The sequence below is a fragment of the Winogradskyella vincentii genome (assembly GCF_020166345.1).
In the GTDB taxonomy this organism is placed as follows: Bacteria; Bacteroidota; Bacteroidia; order Flavobacteriales; family Flavobacteriaceae; genus Winogradskyella; species Winogradskyella vincentii.
This window is the reverse complement of the sequence record NZ_JAIUJS010000002.1, coordinates 465,259-483,606: the sequence shown is the minus strand read 5'-3', so window position 1 is coordinate 483,606 and position 18,348 is coordinate 465,259. Positions and strand designations below refer to the sequence as shown.

Below are 18,348 nucleotides of genomic sequence, written 5' to 3'. Positions count from 1 at the left end.
ATCAATGGCCAACAAAAAGAAAACAAAAAAAGTAGTTGATAAGGAATTCGGCTTATCCTCTTGGGCCATTAGTAATAAGACCACAATGTATGTGGCTATTATACTAATCCTATTTCTAGGAGCTTCAGCATATTTTTCAATGCCTAGAGAAAGTTTTCCAGAAATTAAAGAGACCAAGATTTATATAAGTTCACTTTTTCCAGGAAACACAGCAGAGGATATAGAGAAACTAATAACTGATCCGTTAGAAGATAAATTAAAGAATGTCAGCAACGTTGTAGAAATCACTTCCAATTCCCAAGAAGATTACTCAATGGTAATAGTAGAATTTGATGAAGATCTAAGTGTTGAGGAAGCCAAGCAAAAGGTTAAAGATGAAATTGATAGTGAAACGTCTGGTGAAGATTGGCCAACTTTTAATGGTGCCAAAGTAGAACCAAATGTCTTTGAATTGAGTATGTCTGAAGAAATGCCTATTCTAAACATCAATATTTCAGGAGACTATCCCGTAGAACGATTAAAAGAGTTTGGAGAATATTTAGAAGATGAGATTGAGGACTTGCCAGAAATTAAGCAAGTTGATATAAGAGGTGCACAAGAAAAAGAAGTTGAAGTTGCTGTAGATGTGTATAAAATGATGGCATCTAAGGTAAGTTTCAATGATGTTACTGGTGCAATAAGCAATGGAAATATGACTATGTCTGCAGGTAATTTTATTACAAGCGGACAACGCAGAACCATTAGAATTATTGGTGAAATTGACTCTCCTGAAGAACTTGAAAATTTTGTAGTTAAGTCTGAAAACAACAACCCAATATATCTCAAAGACATAGCTACTATTGCGTTTAGACCAAAGGATAAAACAACTTATGCAAGAGAGTTTAATCCCATTTCAAACAAGGGTGAGGCAGTTGTAATGCTAGACGTAAAAAAGCGTTCAGGTAAGAATATGGTCGCCGCCGCTGAGAAGATTGAAGACATTGTAAAAAAGGCTAAAGCAGAGGTTTTTCCATTAGATCTTAGAGTTACAACTACAAATGATCAATCTTCAAAAACAATAGGACAAGTTGACGACTTGGTGAACAATATCATCTTTGGTATTATCCTGGTGGTTACAGTTTTGATGTTCTTCTTAGGGTTCAAGAATGCTTTGTTCGTTGGTTTTGCAATACCAATGTCAATGTTTATGTCTCTAACAATACTCAGTGCATTAGGGTTTACCATGAACACAATGATTTTATTTGGGCTCATTATGGGCCTTGGTATGTTGGTGGATAATGGTATAGTTTTAGTAGAAAATGTATACCGTCTAATGGACGAAGAAGGTTTGTCTCGACTTGAAGCTGCTAAAAAAGGTATTAGTGAAATAGCATTCCCTATAATAATATCAACAGCAACAACTGTGGCCGCATTTATTCCATTAGGTCTATGGCCAGGTTTAATGGGTCAATTCATGGTTTATTTCCCCAAAACACTAGGTGTTGTATTAGGATCTTCATTGGTTGTAGCTATTTTCTTTAATTCCGTTTTAGTATCTCAGTTTATGACTACTGAAGATAAGGAAATGCCACTGAAACAAATTATGAAAATATCAGCAATTCTTGTAGGTATTGGTGCGCTGATAGTAATCTTTGGTGGTACATATAGAGGTTTAGGAACCTTAATGATTGTTACTGCTATTCTACTTTGGATTTACAGATTATTTTTAAGAAGTGCGGCCAATGCATTTCAGACTAAAGTATTAACACGCCTAGAAAATGCTTATGAAAATGTTTTAACTGGTTCCCTAAAAGGATGGAAACCTCAAATGATAGCGATAGGAAGTGTTTTATTATTCTTTATTGCATTTATAAGTTTTGGAATTTCTGTTGGGATGCAAAGAACAAAAATTGAATTTTTCCCTGACAACAAACCGAATCAAATTGTTGTCTACATAGAATATCCTGAAGGTACTGATATTGAAAAAACCAATAAGATTACTAGTGAAATAGAAACTAAGGTATATGGTATATTAAATGATTCTGAATTTATTGCAGATGGTAGTAATTTCATGGTAGAAAGTGCCGTTTCTCAGGTTGGTGAAGGTGCAGGAAACCCCATGACAGATGGTGGATCTTCTGCTGAAATGCCCCATAAAGGAAAGATTACTGCCTCAATGAGAGAATACAAATTCCGAAAAGGTAAAGATAGTGAGGCCCTTCGTCAGAAAGTGCAAGAATCACTAACTGGAATTTATCCAGGTGTTTTAATTTCAGTTGAAAAGGATGCTAATGGACCTCCTATTGGACCTCCAATAAATATTGAAATTGAAGGTGATGACTATGATGAATTAATTGCTATCGCCGAACGAATGCGCAATTTCATTAACTCAAAAAACATCGATGCCATCGATGAACTTAAAATTGATGTTAATAAAGATAAACCAGCAATGCAAGTTGTTGTTGATAGAGAAAAAGCTGGTGAGCTAGGAGTTAGTTCCGGTCAAGTTGGTCAGCAGTTACGTAATTCTCTATTTGGTGCTAAAGCTGGTATTTATAAAGAGGATGGTGAAGATTATGATATCTATGTTCGTTTTAATGAAGATTTAAGGTATAACAAAAGCGCACTTTTTAATCAGAAAATAATTTTTAGAGATATGGCCTCTGGCCAAGTTAAAGAAATTCCTGTTTCGTCAGTTGCCAATCAAAATAACAATTCAGGATTTAGTGCAATAAAACATAGGGATACTAAACGTGTAGTAACGGTATACTCAGCCCTAGCACCAGGTTACGTAGATGCTGGCGCTGTGGTAAATCAAATTCAAAATGAAATGAAAAATTTTGAAGAATTACCACCAAATATAAAGATTGATTTTACTGGACAAATTGAAGAACAAAATAAAGAACAAGCATTTTTAATGAGTGCGTTTTTCGCTGGTTTATTCTTAATTTTTCTAATTCTAATTTTCCAGTTTAACTCAATATCTAAACCTGCCATCATAATGATTGCGATTTCCCTAAGTTTAATTGGTGTATTTGGTGGAATAGTTATTACTGGTGCATCCTTCGTCATTTTAATGACCATGATGGGTATTATTTCATTGGCTGGTATTGTAGTAAATAATGGTGTTGTACTACTAGATTATGCTCAATTGCTTATAGATCGAAAAAAGAATGAATTAGATTTAGATATCTCAGAATATCTAACTAATGATGAATTATTAAAGCAAATCATTAAAGCAGGTAAAGCTAGGTTGAGACCCGTAATTCTAACTGCTATTACTACAATTTTAGGGCTTATACCTCTTGCCATAGGGCTTAACATTAACTTTTTCACCTTAATGAGTGAGCTAGATGCCAATATATATTTTGGTGGTGATAATGTTATATTTTGGGGGCCATTAGCTTGGACTGTAATATATGGCCTATTCATAGCGACCTTCTTAACGTTAATCGTAGTGCCAGTTTTATTCTACTTATCTATGAGATTTAAAATGTGGCTTAGGAGGAAATTTGGAAGCTCATCTATAGAATTAGAATCAAATACTGAACAAACTCCCGCACTGGAGTAAATAAGTGCATTGATTAATAGCCAAAAGCCTCAACAATTGTTGAGGCTTTTATTTATTTATCTTCTGAAGTTGATTAAATTTGCAGGATTAAATTTTCATTATGTATAGAACGCATTCATGTGGCGAGTTAAGAGCTGCACATAGCAATACAGAAGTTACTCTAGCTGGTTGGGTACAAGGTGTAAGAGACAAAGGGTTTATGATTTATATTGATCTAAGAGATCGATACGGTATTACACAGCTTTATTTTGATGAAGAACGTACTTCGAAGGATATAATGGAAAAGGCTCAAAAACTGGGTCGTGAATTTGTTGTTCAAGCAAAAGGTACTGTCGTAGAACGTGCTTCAAAAAACCCAAATATTCCTACTGGAGATATTGAAGTTTTAGTCTCAGAATTAAATATTCTCAACACATCATTAGTACCTCCATTCACAATTGAAGACAACACTGATGGTGGAGATGATTTACGCATGAAATATCGATATCTAGATATTCGTCGTAATCCTGTTAAAGAGAGTTTAATCTTTAGACATAAGGTGGCACAGGCTGTAAGGAATTATTTGTCTGGTGAAGGATTTATTGAGGTTGAAACACCCTATTTAATAAAATCTACACCAGAAGGTGCTAGAGATTTTGTTGTACCATCTCGTATGAATGAAGGTCAATTTTATGCATTACCACAATCGCCACAGACCTTTAAGCAATTGCTTATGGTTGGCGGTATGGATAAATACTTTCAGATTGTAAAGTGTTTTAGAGATGAAGATTTAAGGGCTGATAGACAACCAGAATTTACACAGATAGACTGTGAAATGGCATTTGTAGAACAAGAAGATATCCTAAATACATTTGAAGGCTTAACGCGCCATCTCATAAAAGAAATCAATGGAGTTGAGGTTGAGAAATTCCCAAGAATGCTTTATGATGATGCCATGCGTCTTTATGGAAATGACAAACCAGACATTAGATTCGGGATGGAGTTTGGTGAACTAAATGAAGTAGCACAGCATAAAGATTTTAATGTTTTCAATTCAGCAGAATTAGTAGTAGGTATAGCAGTGCCAGGCGGAAATAGTTATACAAGAAAAGAAATTGACAAACTCATAGATTGGGTAAAGCGACCTCAAATTGGTGCTTTAGGTATGGTATATTGCCGATGCAATGAAGATGGTACGTATAAGTCTTCTGTAGATAAATTCTATGACCAAGACGATTTGGCTAAATGGGCTGAAGTTACGGGTGCAAATAAAGGCGATTTAATATGTGTTTTATCTGGTGAAACCAATAAAGTTAGAGCACAACTTAGTGCCCTAAGGATGGAATTAGCTGAACGATTAGGATTACGTAAGGCAGATGAATTTGCACCACTTTGGGTTATGGATTTCCCACTTTTGGAATGGGATGAGGAGACAGAACGTTACCATGCAATGCACCATCCATTTACATCACCAAAACCAGGTCAATTAGAATTGTTAGATACTAAACCTGGTGAAGTAAAAGCAAATGCATACGATTTGGTACTCAATGGAAATGAAATTGGAGGTGGTTCTATAAGAATTCATGATAAACCTACTCAAGCAATTATGCTTAAGCATCTTGGATTCTCTGAAGAAGAAGCTAGAGCTCAATTTGGTTTCCTTATCGACGCATTTGAGTATGGTGCACCGCCACATGGTGGTATTGCTTTTGGTCTTGACCGACTAGTTGCAATTTTAGGTGGACAAGAAACCATTAGAGATTTTATTGCTTTCCCTAAAAATAATTCAGGGAGAGATGTAATGATTGATGCTCCGGCACCAATCGATGAGGATCAACTAGATGAATTGAATTTGAAACTTAATTTAAAGTCATAACTAAAAAATCCTGCTAAGTGCAGGGTTTTTTAATTAGATAAATAATGCCAGTAAAGTCAACAATATTTAAACGGATTCACATTTGGAGATACAAACATATTTCCGAGAAGAACTTCATTTTCTTATTGAGTTTAGTGATTGGTTTACTCGCAGGTATCATTTCTGTTTTTATTAAGAATGTAACTTTTGCAATAGAGTCAATTTTTCAAAAGGGAATTATTCTTTCTGAAAATAGTATTTACTTCATTCTACCGATTATAGGATTATTGCTAGTGTATCTCTTTGTAAAGTACATTTCGAAAAAACCAAGTGAACATGCAATTCCATCTATTCTATTTTCATTGTCTAAAAGAGACGGAATTATTAATAAAAGGAATATCTATTTACCATTAGTAACTGCTCCACTTACAGTTGGATTTGGAGGTTCAGTAGGATTACTTGGTCCGGCAATTGCGTCTGCATCAGCAATGAGTTCTAATCTGAGCCGTTTGCTGCACATTGATAGAAAAACAAGAAGCTTATTGATAGGATGTGCCTCAGCTGGAGCAATTGCGTCAATTTTTAAATCACCTATTGCAGCCATCATTTTTGCAATAGAAATATTTAGTCTAGACTTAACATTTGCTTCGTTATTACCATTGTTAATTGCATCTGTTTCCTCGGTAATAACATCTTATTTTTTTCTTGGAGATAGTGTACTTTTTGACTTTAATGTCACTGAAAAATTTATAATAAAAGACACCTTATTCTATATTATATTGGGAATAGGGACTGGTATTGCGTCTATATATTTTTCAAAAATGTACTTTGGAATCTCATCTTTATTCAACAGACTTAAATCGGCAAAACGAAAACTTATAATTGGTGGATTAGCAATTGGTGTAATGCTATTTTTTATTCCTCCTTTATATGGTGAAGGATTTGGTTTTATAAATGATTTATTATTAGGTAACGATATTAAAGCATTAGGTAGTAATCCATTTAATGACTATATGGATAACATTTGGATCGTAATTGGATTACTCTTCGGAATTACAATATTCAAGGCTATTGCAATGACAACTACTTTTGCTGCAGGTGGAACAGGTGGAATTATAATCCCTACACTTGTAATGGGTAGTGCATTAGGAAATGTTGTCGCCAAAGTGATAAATAATTGTGGACTAGGTTTTTCAGTTTCGGAAGCCAACTTTACATTAATTGGAATGGCCGGATTAATTGCTGGTGTTCTTCATGCGCCTCTTACAGCCATATTTTTAATTGCTGAAATTACAGGTGGATATGAATTGTTCATACCACTCATGATTACTGCTTCTATGTCTTTTATAATAAACAAAAATGGTCTTGATCATACTATTTATACCAAAGAACTACTCGAAAAAGGCGCTCTACTCACCCAAGACAAGGATAAAAGCGTACTTACCTTGATGAAATTAGAGTCAGTGATTGAAAAAGATTTTATTCAACTGCACCCAGAGATGAGCTTAGGTGAAATGCTGAAAAATGGTGTTTCTAAATCTAATAGAAATCTTTTCCCCGTTACTGATGAAGAAAATAATTTTGTGGGTATAATATTATTAGACAATATAAGAACTGTAATGTTTGATCAAACGTTATACAACTCCACTACAGTTGAAACCTTTATGCATAAGCCTCCTGAGTACATACATTTTGAAAATGACTCCATGGAAGTTGTAATGAAAAAATTTCAAAATTCTGGCGCCTGGAATTTGCCAGTTATAAAGGATAATAAATACTATGGTTTTGTTTCTAAATCCAAATTGTTAACGGCTTATCGACGCGAATTAATTAATTTCACATCATGAAGTTGATAAAAATCATAACGTTTCTAACTCTCATTGCCTCCATAACCAGTATTATTTGTGGTTTTCTGTTGGAGTTAGACTATTCGCAAAAGTTAATTGGTTTTGGTGTAATTGGTATTTTCTTTATTGTATTCCCCCTATTCTCTTATTATCGTTGGAAGGGTAAAAGCATGAAAGATTACATGTTAACAAAAGAAAATCTTGATAAAATGAGAGAAAATCAAAAAATTAATAAGTATTAAATATATCTTTTCTCAACTTTTAGAACAAGGTTAACATCTTTAAAATCAATAAATTAACATTTATTTTTTGTCACTACTTAAAACTCATTAATTTTCAATAAATTAAAATAAAACGATTTATTAACTAGAAGCATTAGTTTATACATTACCTTTGTGCTTTAATTTTTATTTATTTTATAATGACTGGAACAGTTAAATTTTTCAATGATTCAAAAGGATTTGGATTCATTACAAACGACGAAACAGGAAAAGACATTTTCGTACACGTATCAAACCTTAATGGTGTTGAATTACGCGAAGGCGATAATGTAGAGTACACAGAAGAAGAAGGAAGAAAAGGAATGGTTGCTGCAAACGTAAGCATTCTTTAAGATATACTTTATTACAGTTTCAACGCTCAACCAATGGTTGGGCGTTTTTTTTAGTTCAAATTTCTCTTCTCGATAAAAAATCGCTTCATTAAGTCTGACGCCTCTTCTTCGAGTATTCCACCAATCACTTTGGTCTTTGGATGAAGTTTCGCACCTAACGCCTTAAACCCTCTTTTTTCATCAGTCGCTGCATAAACTACTTTAGAAATTTGGCTCCAGTATAATGCACCAGCACACATTTGACAGGGTTCTAAGGTCACGTAAAGCGTGCAACCTACTAGATATTTACCTCCTAGAAAATTAGACGCTGAGGTAATAGCTTGCATTTCTGCATGTGCAGTTACATCATTTAATAGTTCTGTAAGATTATGTGATCGTGCAATTATTCTATCCTTAACAACAATTATTGCTCCTACGGGAACCTCACCTTTATCAAAAGCCTCTTCAGCTTCCTGAAGGGCTTTTTTCATAAAGTAAGTATCGTCATAAGGATTAATCATAATCTAAAGATAATTAGTTCTTAATTATCTTTTCGTTGAAATTAATTGAGTCTCCTTTAATATTAAGAATATATAAACCAGTTTTAAGGTTAGAGGTGTCTAAAGTAACAGTACCCAATAAATCCTTTTCCAAATTCAACACCACTCTACCATTAACGTCAATTAAGCTAATTGAGACATTTCCTAAACTTTCAGTAGTATTTATCGTTAATTCGGTTTGCGTTGGATTAGGGTAAACTTTAAATCTATCTTTTGAGAACTCATTAATACTCAATAAATCAGAACAATTGTCTAAAGAAGGATCATCACTTGGTGGCATTGAAAAATCTTCAACTTGGTCTAATCTTATATCCGGATCTCCTTGCGCTGCATTAAATCCTAATCCTCTTGCAGCAAACACTTCCCAAATAGTACATTGATCTAATCCGCCCGTTAGCAATGTGTCAGCTGCTAAAAGTGCATCTCTACCATCAACAAATCCAGGGCTACAAGGTTGCATCTTAAGACCTTGTATTACAAGATCCATAATTTTATTGTTCCCTCCATCACCGTCAATAAGGTCTGAGTCAAATCCATATTTATCAATGTAGGCCCAAGTAAGATCCCATAAAACTGTTGCCCAAACAGAACCAATACCATGTGGTTGACTTATACTTGTATTATTGGTAGCAGCATAAGTTAGCTCATTAATTGTAAAATCAGGACTGTATCGTCTTGGACGAATCCCTAGACCAGTAGTAGGTTGGCTAACAGCAAACGTTCCTATTCCTCTTGCCTCTGCAGCAGTATCAGTATCATACATTGAAACCATTAGTCCGAACCAATCAGACCAACCCTCACCCATCTGTTCAGCATTAAACAAACAACTAGTGGTTGATGGTCCTCCAGTAGTTCTATTAGAAATTCCATGACCGTACTCATGTGCTATAATACCATTATCAAAATCGCCATCTATTTGAAATGGTCCGTTATTAACTAAAGTAGCATTGATGGTTTGGCTATTATTTTCTAATGAGGATATAATGGCTTCTCCATCTGCTTGTGTAACCATAATAGAAGGAATTGTAACAGATGCACCTTGTGCTCCTGGACCCATTACAATAGGGTCACCAGCTACATTATTTACCATAATAACAGCTACGGCTCCTGCATTTTGAGCTGCTAACACTTTAACACCAAATTCACAATCTCCTCTTCTAATTACCGCTATTTTTCCATTTAAAAATGATGAATTAGTTATTGCGTTACAAGCATCTAATACATCAGGTGACAAATCAATTGCTAATGCCAATTGAGTTGTTATTGGCGTAGTTGATAATGGTCCACCAAAACCAGCTTCAACACCAGAATAGTTACCAGCTGCTATTCCATTTTGTACTTCAAGTGGATCATCTAAAGGTCCTACTGGTGCCCACATAAACATAGTCATGGTAGGATTTTGTCCGTCTGGTGGTGTACCGAATGTTGCATTATTAATACCACTTCCATCTTGCGCATCTGCAACAACCTCATCTCTTTGAAGACCAGGATTGCCATAGTTGTTTGATTGAAAGTTACCTGCTCTCTCATCAAAACCATGATGATACCAGATATCATGCATCATATTGTTCATGTAAAACAAATTCGTAACCGATGCAGCTTCATATCCTTCTGCAGGTTGGTTCATATCTAAAGGGAAATCAAAGGTTAAGGTAGATGTTCCGTCTGGCATAAATCCATTTGTAAACACTTGACCATCTCTATCTTCTTGTGCAAAAACATTATTTCCTCGAGTTGTGGTATGCTCTGCACCAACTAAGCCATCTTCATCGTGCCATCCAAATGGTGAAGCGACAGGATCTGCTGGATTTACAACTAATTGTCTTGGACCATGATTTGGACTTTCAGCAGGTAGTGCAAATACATTATAACTAGCACCATCTACCAAAACCGAGGAAGGAGAAACCATTTCATTATAAAAATTAAGTTCTTCACTCGGAGTATTATGTGTATGATCTTTCTCAAAAGTACAGGTTAAAAGAAAATCGTTCACATCTAAAACCTCATTGTTGGTTGCATCTAATCTCACACTATACCAATGCGAACTATCGTTGGCATATACTACAATATCCCAAGCTAACTTTAATTCTCGATCTTGCTGTGAATAAACAAGTTCTATAGTGATATCTCGTTGAGAGATACCAGCATTTGAGAAAAGATAAGAGTTACCTCTTTTTTCTAGCTGTGTTAAGCCTACCGGATTAGATAATTGAAAATGATTTGCCATTGCAATTATAGATTCCTCAGGTGAAAACGTTGCATTAGTTGTATTTACGCGATTTACAATATCATCAGTAAATCTATTGGCATAGTAAAACACTTTATTGTCTTTAACTACAACTGTTGAAATAGCATTAAAGATTTCTATTCCTTGATATGTTTGATTTAAGTATATATAGCTTACACCAGCATCATCGGTATAAGAATCTCTTACAATAATATTTTCTAAATCCTCATTTTGTAAGTTGTATTGGTCTTTGTTCTCCTTTAAGTAATCTAAAATTAAAGTTCCGAATTGTGACGCTTCCAAAGTGTTCTGTGCAGTAACTAAATTTCCTGAAAATAATAGCGCAACAAGCCATGCAAAAACAATGTAGTTCTTTTTCATCTTTTTGTTAATTAGGGATTATGTGAGACTTATAATTATAGCCTCCGCAATTTTTTTTACGAAAATAACAAAATATTGAGGAATTCTAAAACCAGGGTGTCTGATGTTGTGAATATCGTAAATACAACAAGGAACAACCGGACTGTATAAAAAATAAGCGTGTTCTATTCATTTTTAATTGACAAACTAATTCTCGTATTTTTGCTGTATGAGCAATGGACTACTAAATCAAATTAATTCACCTGCAGATTTACGCAATTTGAAAATTGAAGATTTAACTGCCTTAAGCAAGGAATTAAGGCAATTTATTATTGATATAGTAGCTACAAAAGAAGGTCATTTAGGGGCAAGTTTAGGTGTTGTAGAGTTAACTATAGCACTACATTATGTTTATAAAACACCAAATGATTTATTGATTTGGGATGTTGGTCACCAAGCATATGGCCATAAAATTTTAACTGGCAGAAAAAATGTATTTCATACTAACAGACAATTAGAAGGACTAAGTGGATTTCCAAATCGTTCTGAAAGTGAATTTGACACCTTTGGTGTAGGTCATTCATCAACATCAATTTCCGCAGCACTTGGAATGGCTATTGCTTCTCAATTAAAAAATGAAAATAGACACCATATAGCAGTTATTGGTGATGCTTCAATTGCAAGTGGTATGGCCTTTGAAGGCTTAAATCATGCAGGTGTTACAAATGCAAATTTGCTCGTAATTCTTAACGATAATGCCATAGGTATTGATCCTAGTGTTGGAGCGCTAAAACAATACCTTACAAACGTAAAAAAGGGGACACAAAAACAAGACAATATATTTGAAGCTCTAAACTTTGATTATTCCGGACCCATAGATGGTCATAATTTACCCTTACTAATTTCAGAATTAGAACGTCTTAAATCTGTCAATGGCCCAAAGTTATTGCATATTATTACTACTAAAGGAAAGGGATTAAAACAAGCAGAACAAGACCAGGTTAAATATCATGCACCTGGAAAATTTAATGCTGAAACTGGAGAGCTTGTAAAAAACATTAATAACAACAACCCTCCCAAATATCAAGATGTATTTGGAGAAACAATACTAGAGCTAGCATTAAAAAACAAAAATATAATTGGTATTACACCTGCAATGCCTACTGGAAGTTCTTTAAAATATATGATGGATGCAATACCAGATAGGGCATTTGATGTTGGTATAGCAGAACAGCATGCGGTAACATTGGCGGCTGGAATGGCAACTCAAGGGTTAATTCCGTTTTGCAATATTTATTCTACTTTTTTGCAACGTGCGTACGATCAAATAATTCATGATGTAGCACTTCAAAACCTTCCTGTAATTTTTTGCTTGGACAGAGCAGGATTAGTTGGAGAAGATGGAGCAACGCATCACGGAGTTTTTGATTTAGCCTATCTAAATTGTATTCCTAATCTTGTGATTTTCGCACCTAGAGATCCTATTGCATTACGCAATATTATGTACACTGTACAATTGGGTATTGACTTTCCTATCGCTATACGTTATCCAAGAGGTCGAGCTCATATTAAAGATTGGAAAAAACCATTTAAATCAGTTGAAATTGGTAAAGGCGTTTGTTTAAAAAAAGGAAAATCAATTGCCGTACTTTCTATTGGCACAATGGCAAAAAATGTTGAGTTGGCAATTTCTGAATGTAAATTCTCAGATGAAATTGGGCATTACGATATGCAATTTGTTAAACCAATAGATGAAAAATTACTTCATAAAATCTTCAAAGAATATACAGGTGTTGTTACAATTGAAGATGGTACAATAATAGGTGGTTTTGGCAGTTCAGTGCTGGATTTTGCCAATAAAAACAACTATAAAAAACCAATAAAGTTATTAGGTATTAAAGATGAATTTGTTGAACACGGAACCGTTTCACAATTGCAACTATCACAACATTTAGATGTAGCAAGTATAAAACGTGAAATTGATAACTTAAGATTGATTATCGATAACGGCTAAATTGTTCTGCTGTTCCACTTTCTCAACCTCAGACTTAATTTGTTGATTGTCTATTTCCTTCGGTTTTGAAATATCGTCTATCATAATAAGGCATGTCACAACAACCATGAAGATGACAAGTCCACCAAGAATATTATTTCGCATAAGTAGGTTATTTGGAGCTAATAATGATCTAAAGTAAGACTATATAGCGATAAAAAACAAATATAATCGATGAAATGCATTATTATGCAATACTTCCTTTCAATTTCTTGTACAATAACATGGCATTTGTATCCGAAAGCTTGGAAATAAATAAACAAATTGAAATTAAATTATCATATAAGGAATCATCACCCAGTTTTATGGTTTCAGGTAAGGTATTAAGTAATAATTTATCATAATTTGAAAGTTTGTTATTAAAGCAGTTAAAAGCTAGTTTACCAAAAGTCGTTAGTAACTGATTTAATATTTCATATCCAGCAATTTCTTTGTCAATAACATTTTTCGATTGGTATACATTCTTGATACTAATAGAAATTATATCCTCAATCTGGGCTTTATATTTACAAACATCCAATAGTGCCGATTCAAATTTTCCAGAAAGAATAAGATCTTCATTTTTCATAAATACATCTGCTGCCTCTTCAATTAAATTTCCAATTGCCAAAGCTCTCAAATAGCTCACTCTATCTTCCTTAGATTTAAGATCATTATATTTGTTTGTATTAATTGTTTCTCTTACGAGATTAATGAGATATTCCAAAGCATATTCTTCTTCTATCAAACCTAAATTAATACCGTCCTCAAAATCAATAATTGTATAACAAATATCATCTGCTGCCTCAACCAAATAAGCTAAGGGGTGTCTATTGTAACTAATATGTTCCTTACTTCTGCTTATTAGTCCAAGTTCATTTGCAACCTCCTGAAACATAACTTTTTCACTCTGAAAAAAACCATACTTCTTATCTACAATATGGGATGTTGGTTTCTTAGGAAGGGATTCTTTTGGGTATTTCATAAAAGCTCCTAAAGTAGCATAGCTCAATCTTAAACCTCCATTTCTGCCAGTACGACTTTCAGTTAAAATTTTAAAACCGTTTGCATTACCCTCAAAATCACATAGATCTTGATATTCCTTATCTGTTAAATACGATTTAAACGTAGCGCCATCACCATTTTTAAAATAGGCTCCAATTGCTTTTTCACCTGAATGCCCAAATGGCGGATTACCAATATCATGTGCTAATGCTGCAGCTGCTACAATGGCTCCAAAATCATTCATCTTGTAACCATGTATTGTCTCCAAGTGTGGATGTTTTTTTAATAATAACTGACCAACCTTGCGACCTAACGATCTTCCAACTACACTCACTTCTAGACTATGAGTTAATCTAGTGTGTACAAAATCCGTTTTAGAAAGAGGAACAACTTGTGTTTTATCTTGAAGACTTCTAAACTCAGACGAGAATATTATTCTATCATAATCTACCTCAAAGCCCAAACGAGCTTCATTTTGTTCTTTTCTGAGTCTTTTGTTTGTATCACCAAAACGTTTTAGAGAGAGTAATTGGTCCCAATTCATAGTAAAATATTAGAGTGTGCAAGATAGATAAATTGAAGTTTAAAATTCTAATCAAATTATAGACAAGAACTGTATTTGCCAATTACAATAAAATATAACTAAAAAGTGAAATTGTTTAATGTTTAGGAAACATTCACTTAACATTAGTTTTAGTTATTTGCAGCTGACAAAAACTACAATTTATCATGAAATTTAAATTTAGCTTACTAGCAATATTTGCTTTTATTTCTCTAACTATTCAAGCTCAAGAAATCAGCGATACGAGTTTTGGAAAGGGACTAATTAACTTTACTGCAAAAGACAGTTCTTTTAGTATTAAATTTGCACCTCGTTTTCAGGTTCGTTCTGTATCGTCTTGGGACTATACTGGTGACCAGTTTGGTAGCCCAGAGCACAATTTTATCGTTCGAAGAGCACGTCTTAAATTTGATGGTTTCGCATATAGCAAAAAACTTGTTTACAAAATAGAGCTTGGCTTATCTAATCGAGATATTTCAGGCGCCAATCAGTTTAACAGAAATACTCCGAGATATATATTAGATGCCGTTTTAAAATGGAATTTTACTGGAAACTGGGAACTATGGGCAGGACAGACAAAATTACCTGGAAATGTTGAGCGTGTTGTATCTTCTGGTAATTTGCAGTTAATTGATCGTTCATTACTCAATAGTAGATTTAACATTGACCGTGATTTAGGAATTCAACTTAGACACAAAACCAATTTAGGTGGTGACTTTTTAATGCGTGAAAAGTTTTCTGTTTCTCAAGGAGAGGGTCGTAATGTTACTGAGGGTAACGAGGGAGGACTTCAATATACCGCTCGTTTAGAATTTTTACCGTTTGGAACTTTTAAATCAAAAGGAGATTATAGTCAATCAGATTTAAAGCGTGAAGAAAAACCAAAACTAATGGTAGGTGTAACTTATAACTTTAACGAAGACGCTGTAAGAGAAAGAGGTTTTGCTGGCGATTACATGCTTAAAAGTGATGGTTCATTATATCAGACTGACCAAACTACTGTATTTGCTGATGCTATGTTTAAATACAAAGGATTCTCTTTTATGGGAGAATACGCCAAGAGAACTGCTGATGATGAAATTGCCACTGACGTTGATGGAACACCTACTGGTGATATCGTACTAACAGGTAATGCTCTTAACCTACAAGCCGGTTATTTGTTTAAAAACAACTATGAAATTGCAGGACGTTATACAAGCACAGATTATGAATCTGTAACAAATAGAGATCCGGAAAGACAATACACTTTAGGTTTTAATAAATTTATAGTAGGACATAAATTGAAAATTCAATCTGATCTTAGCTATACTACAGTTGACGGGAACGAAGATAACATCACCTTCAGATTAGGTTTTGACTTCCACTTCTAATTATTTAAAAATAACAATTAGGTAACACTAAGCTGAATTAGATTATAGATATTTGCAAACTTATTCTAACTAAAAAATTATGGACAATATTTATTTATTAATGTTAATAGCAATAACAGTTTTGGCTGTTGCTGACATCGTAGTAGGTGTAAGTAATGATGCTATTAATTTCTTAAATTCTGCTATTGGATCAAAGGCAATATCCTTAAGAACAATAATGATAGTCGCCAGTTTGGGTATTTTTATTGGGGCCGTCTTTTCTAGTGGTATGATGGAAGTAGCACGTAAGGGGATTTTCGTGCCAGCCCAATTTGAATTTGGGGAAATCATGCTCATTTTTATGGCGGTTATGATTACCGACATATTATTGCTGGACTTCTTTAATACTCTCGGATTACCGACATCTACAACGGTTTCAATAGTTTTTAATTTATTGGGAGCTGCAGTTGTAATGTCATTGATAAAAATTAGTCATTCTGAAACTCAATCATTTTCGGATTTGGCAACATATATAAACACTACAAAAGCTATTGAAATTATTTCTGGTATATTGTTATCTGTAGTAATAGCTTTTACTGTTGGTGCCATTGTACAATGGGTTTCTAGATTAATTTTCACCTTTAATTACGAGAAAAAAGTTAAAAATTTCGGTGCGATTTTTGGTGGTGTAGCATTAACAGCTATTACTTATTTTATTTTCCTAAAAGGTCTTAAAGGAACACCTTATTACAAAGATTTAAAATCAATTTTAGAAGGAAATGAAATTTATATCATTGCAGGTAGTTTTGTCTTCTGGACCGTTTTCTCATACATCTTTGAAAGCATAACTAAAAAAACAGTGTTATTAGTTGTTATCGCCATAGGTACATTTGGATTGGCATTAGCATTTTCTGGTAATGATTTAGTAAACTTTATCGGTGTACCAATGGCTGCATATCACTCTTATGAAGCTTGGGTTGCTGGAGGTATGGATGTAACTATGTCAATGGATGTATTAGATAAAAAGGTTCCTGCTGAGCCATTACTATTATTCATTGCAGGTGCTATAATGGTACTTACTTTATGGTTTTCTAAAAAGGCCAAAACAGTTGCCGAAACAGAAATTAGTTTATCACGCCAAGGTGAAACTCACGAAAAGTTTGAACCTAATAGATTATCTAGATCGATAGTAAAAGGAACTACTCAATTGTCAAACTACTTTAGTGTAATCGTACCAACGTCAATTCAAAATCGAATTGGTAAAAGTTTTGATAAACCTAACTTTACTTTAACAAAAGATCAAAGTATCGATGCACCAGCATTTGATATGATTAGAGCTTCTGTTAATCTAATGGTTGCTGGTGTATTAATTGCAATTGCTACTTCAATGAAATTACCTCTATCTACGACTTACGTTACGTTTATGGTAGCAATGGGTACGTCTCTTGCAGACCGCGCTTGGGGTAGAGAAAGTGCTGTATATAGAGTTGCAGGTGTATTAAATGTTATTGGTGGTTGGTTTGGTACTGCTATTGGTGCATTTATCGCAGCCGGTACAGTAGTATATTTAATCAATTGGAATCCAAAAGTAATCATCCCAATATTATTATTATTAACTGTAATCTTATTGTACAGAAACTATACTTCTCATAAGAAAAAGTCTACTAAAGTAATTGCTGAGGATAGTTTAAAGAAAGCTGAAAGTAGTTCATTACAAGGTGTAATCCTTGAAAGTGCTAACAACATGGCTAATGTTGTAAAACGTACAAATAGAATCTACTCTAATGCTATTGTAGGACTTGCTAAACAGGATTTAGACTTGCTCAAAAAGAGTAAAAAACAGGTCATAAAACTATCAGATGAAGTTGATGATTTACGTGATAATGTTTTCTATTTTATTAAAAATCTAGATGAGTCTAGTGTAGGTGCAAGTGATTTTTATATTAATATTCTAGGCTATCTTCAAGATATGACACAGTCATTGGAATATATTGCTAAAGTGAGCCATAAGCATATTAATAATAATCATAAGAAACTTAAGTTCAGTCAGATTAAAGAGTTAAAGGAAATCGATGACAAACTAGAAATTCTATTCGAAGACACGCGTAAAGCTTTTAAATCTGAATCGTTTGAACAAATAGGAGCGATTTTAGATGAAAGGACTGAAGTTTATAAACTTGTAAAGAGTAAAATTAAAGAACAAGTTAAGCGTACAAGAACGGAAGAATCTAGCCCAAAAAATACAACACTTTATTTTAGTGTTTTATTAGAAACAAAAGATTTAATTAAATCTACAATGAACTTATTGGAAGAGTATCATAACTCTTTTGATAGTTCAGTAGAGCCAGCAACAATTGACGTTGTTGATGAAGTTGTAGAGGGTGGTGAAAAACCTGAAGCAGAAGAATAAATCTATTAATCAAATTTATA

The 18,348-nt window shown here is 33.8% G+C and carries 11 protein-coding genes; 8 read left to right on the top strand and 3 right to left on the bottom strand.

Annotation, left to right across the window (positions count from 1 at the left end; all coding sequences use genetic code 11):
• Window positions 1–4: 4 nt before the first annotated feature.
• From LBV24_RS05320 to LBV24_RS05300, 5 genes are all read left to right on the top strand, one after another.
• Window positions 5–3,550, top strand: coding sequence for an efflux RND transporter permease subunit (locus LBV24_RS05320; protein ID WP_224477550.1), 3,546 nt, complete (start codon window positions 5–7; stop codon window positions 3,548–3,550).
• A 100-nt stretch (window positions 3,551–3,650) separates the two neighbouring features.
• Complete coding sequence (gene aspS, locus LBV24_RS05315; protein ID WP_224477549.1) at window positions 3,651–5,405, top strand: aspartate--tRNA ligase; 1,755 nt, start codon at window positions 3,651–3,653, stop codon at window positions 5,403–5,405.
• A 44-nt stretch (window positions 5,406–5,449) separates the two neighbouring features.
• Window positions 5,450–7,231 carry a chloride channel protein gene (locus LBV24_RS05310; RefSeq protein ID WP_224477548.1) on the top strand — a complete coding sequence of 594 codons (1,782 nt, stop codon included), beginning with the start codon at window positions 5,450–5,452 and terminating at the stop codon, window positions 7,229–7,231.
• Window positions 7,228–7,473 carry a hypothetical protein gene (locus tag LBV24_RS05305; protein ID WP_224477547.1) on the top strand — a complete coding sequence of 82 codons (246 nt, stop codon included), beginning with the start codon at window positions 7,228–7,230 and terminating at the stop codon, window positions 7,471–7,473. Before LBV24_RS05310 ends, LBV24_RS05305 begins: the two co-directional genes overlap by 4 nt.
• A gap of 179 nt (window positions 7,474–7,652) precedes the next feature.
• On the top strand, window positions 7,653–7,844 hold the full coding sequence (locus tag LBV24_RS05300) for a cold-shock protein (RefSeq protein ID WP_262901999.1): 192 nt from the start codon (window positions 7,653–7,655) through the stop codon (window positions 7,842–7,844).
• 50 nt (window positions 7,845–7,894) lie between these two features.
• On the opposite strand, the gene LBV24_RS05295 is transcribed toward LBV24_RS05300, so the two are convergent.
• Window positions 7,895–8,344 (bottom strand): nucleoside deaminase, encoded by a 450-nt coding sequence (locus LBV24_RS05295; RefSeq protein WP_224477546.1) that lies wholly within the window; start codon window positions 8,342–8,344, stop codon window positions 7,895–7,897.
• 13 nt (window positions 8,345–8,357) lie between these two features.
• Window positions 8,358–10,991 carry a T9SS-dependent M36 family metallopeptidase gene (locus LBV24_RS05290; protein WP_224477545.1) on the bottom strand — a complete coding sequence of 878 codons (2,634 nt, stop codon included), beginning with the start codon at window positions 10,989–10,991 and terminating at the stop codon, window positions 8,358–8,360.
• 208 nt (window positions 10,992–11,199) lie between these two features.
• Between LBV24_RS05290 and LBV24_RS05285 the strand changes: the two genes are divergently transcribed.
• Window positions 11,200–12,984: a 1-deoxy-D-xylulose-5-phosphate synthase gene (locus LBV24_RS05285; protein WP_224477544.1), complete on the top strand. Its 1,785-nt coding sequence runs from the start codon at window positions 11,200–11,202 to the stop codon at window positions 12,982–12,984.
• 226 nt (window positions 12,985–13,210) lie between these two features.
• Here the strand turns inward: LBV24_RS05285 and LBV24_RS05280 are convergent, their stop codons facing one another.
• On the bottom strand, window positions 13,211–14,551 hold the full coding sequence (locus tag LBV24_RS05280) for a deoxyguanosinetriphosphate triphosphohydrolase (RefSeq protein WP_224477543.1): 1,341 nt from the start codon (window positions 14,549–14,551) through the stop codon (window positions 13,211–13,213).
• Between the two features lie 185 nt (window positions 14,552–14,736).
• Here LBV24_RS05280 and LBV24_RS05275 point away from each other — a divergent pair, with 185 nt between their 5' ends.
• Entirely contained in the window at window positions 14,737–15,939 is a 1,203-nt protein-coding gene (locus LBV24_RS05275) for a porin (protein WP_224477542.1), read from the top strand.
• Between the two features lie 79 nt (window positions 15,940–16,018).
• Window positions 16,019–18,328: an inorganic phosphate transporter gene (locus tag LBV24_RS05270; RefSeq protein WP_224477541.1), complete on the top strand. Its 2,310-nt coding sequence runs from the start codon at window positions 16,019–16,021 to the stop codon at window positions 18,326–18,328.
• Window positions 18,329–18,348 lie beyond the last annotated feature (20 nt).

Excerpts from the sequence above, each read along its gene's own strand:
- LBV24_RS05320 (WP_224477550.1), top strand. The coding sequence starts at position 5 with ATGGCCAACAAAAAGAAAACAAAAAAAGTAGTTGATAAGGAATTCGGC.
- aspS (WP_224477549.1), top strand. The coding sequence starts at position 3,651 with ATGTATAGAACGCATTCATGTGGCGAGTTAAGAGCTGCACATAGCAAT.
- LBV24_RS05310 (WP_224477548.1), top strand. The coding sequence starts at position 5,450 with ATGCCAGTAAAGTCAACAATATTTAAACGGATTCACATTTGGAGATAC.
- LBV24_RS05305 (WP_224477547.1), top strand. The coding sequence starts at position 7,228 with ATGAAGTTGATAAAAATCATAACGTTTCTAACTCTCATTGCCTCCATA.
- LBV24_RS05300 (WP_262901999.1), top strand. The coding sequence starts at position 7,653 with ATGACTGGAACAGTTAAATTTTTCAATGATTCAAAAGGATTTGGATTC.
- LBV24_RS05295 (WP_224477546.1), bottom strand. The coding sequence starts at position 8,344 with ATGATTAATCCTTATGACGATACTTACTTTATGAAAAAAGCCCTTCAG.
- LBV24_RS05290 (WP_224477545.1), bottom strand. The coding sequence starts at position 10,991 with ATGAAAAAGAACTACATTGTTTTTGCATGGCTTGTTGCGCTATTATTT.
- LBV24_RS05285 (WP_224477544.1), top strand. The coding sequence starts at position 11,200 with ATGAGCAATGGACTACTAAATCAAATTAATTCACCTGCAGATTTACGC.
- LBV24_RS05280 (WP_224477543.1), bottom strand. The coding sequence starts at position 14,551 with ATGAATTGGGACCAATTACTCTCTCTAAAACGTTTTGGTGATACAAAC.
- LBV24_RS05275 (WP_224477542.1), top strand. The coding sequence starts at position 14,737 with ATGAAATTTAAATTTAGCTTACTAGCAATATTTGCTTTTATTTCTCTA.
- LBV24_RS05270 (WP_224477541.1), top strand. The coding sequence starts at position 16,019 with ATGGACAATATTTATTTATTAATGTTAATAGCAATAACAGTTTTGGCT.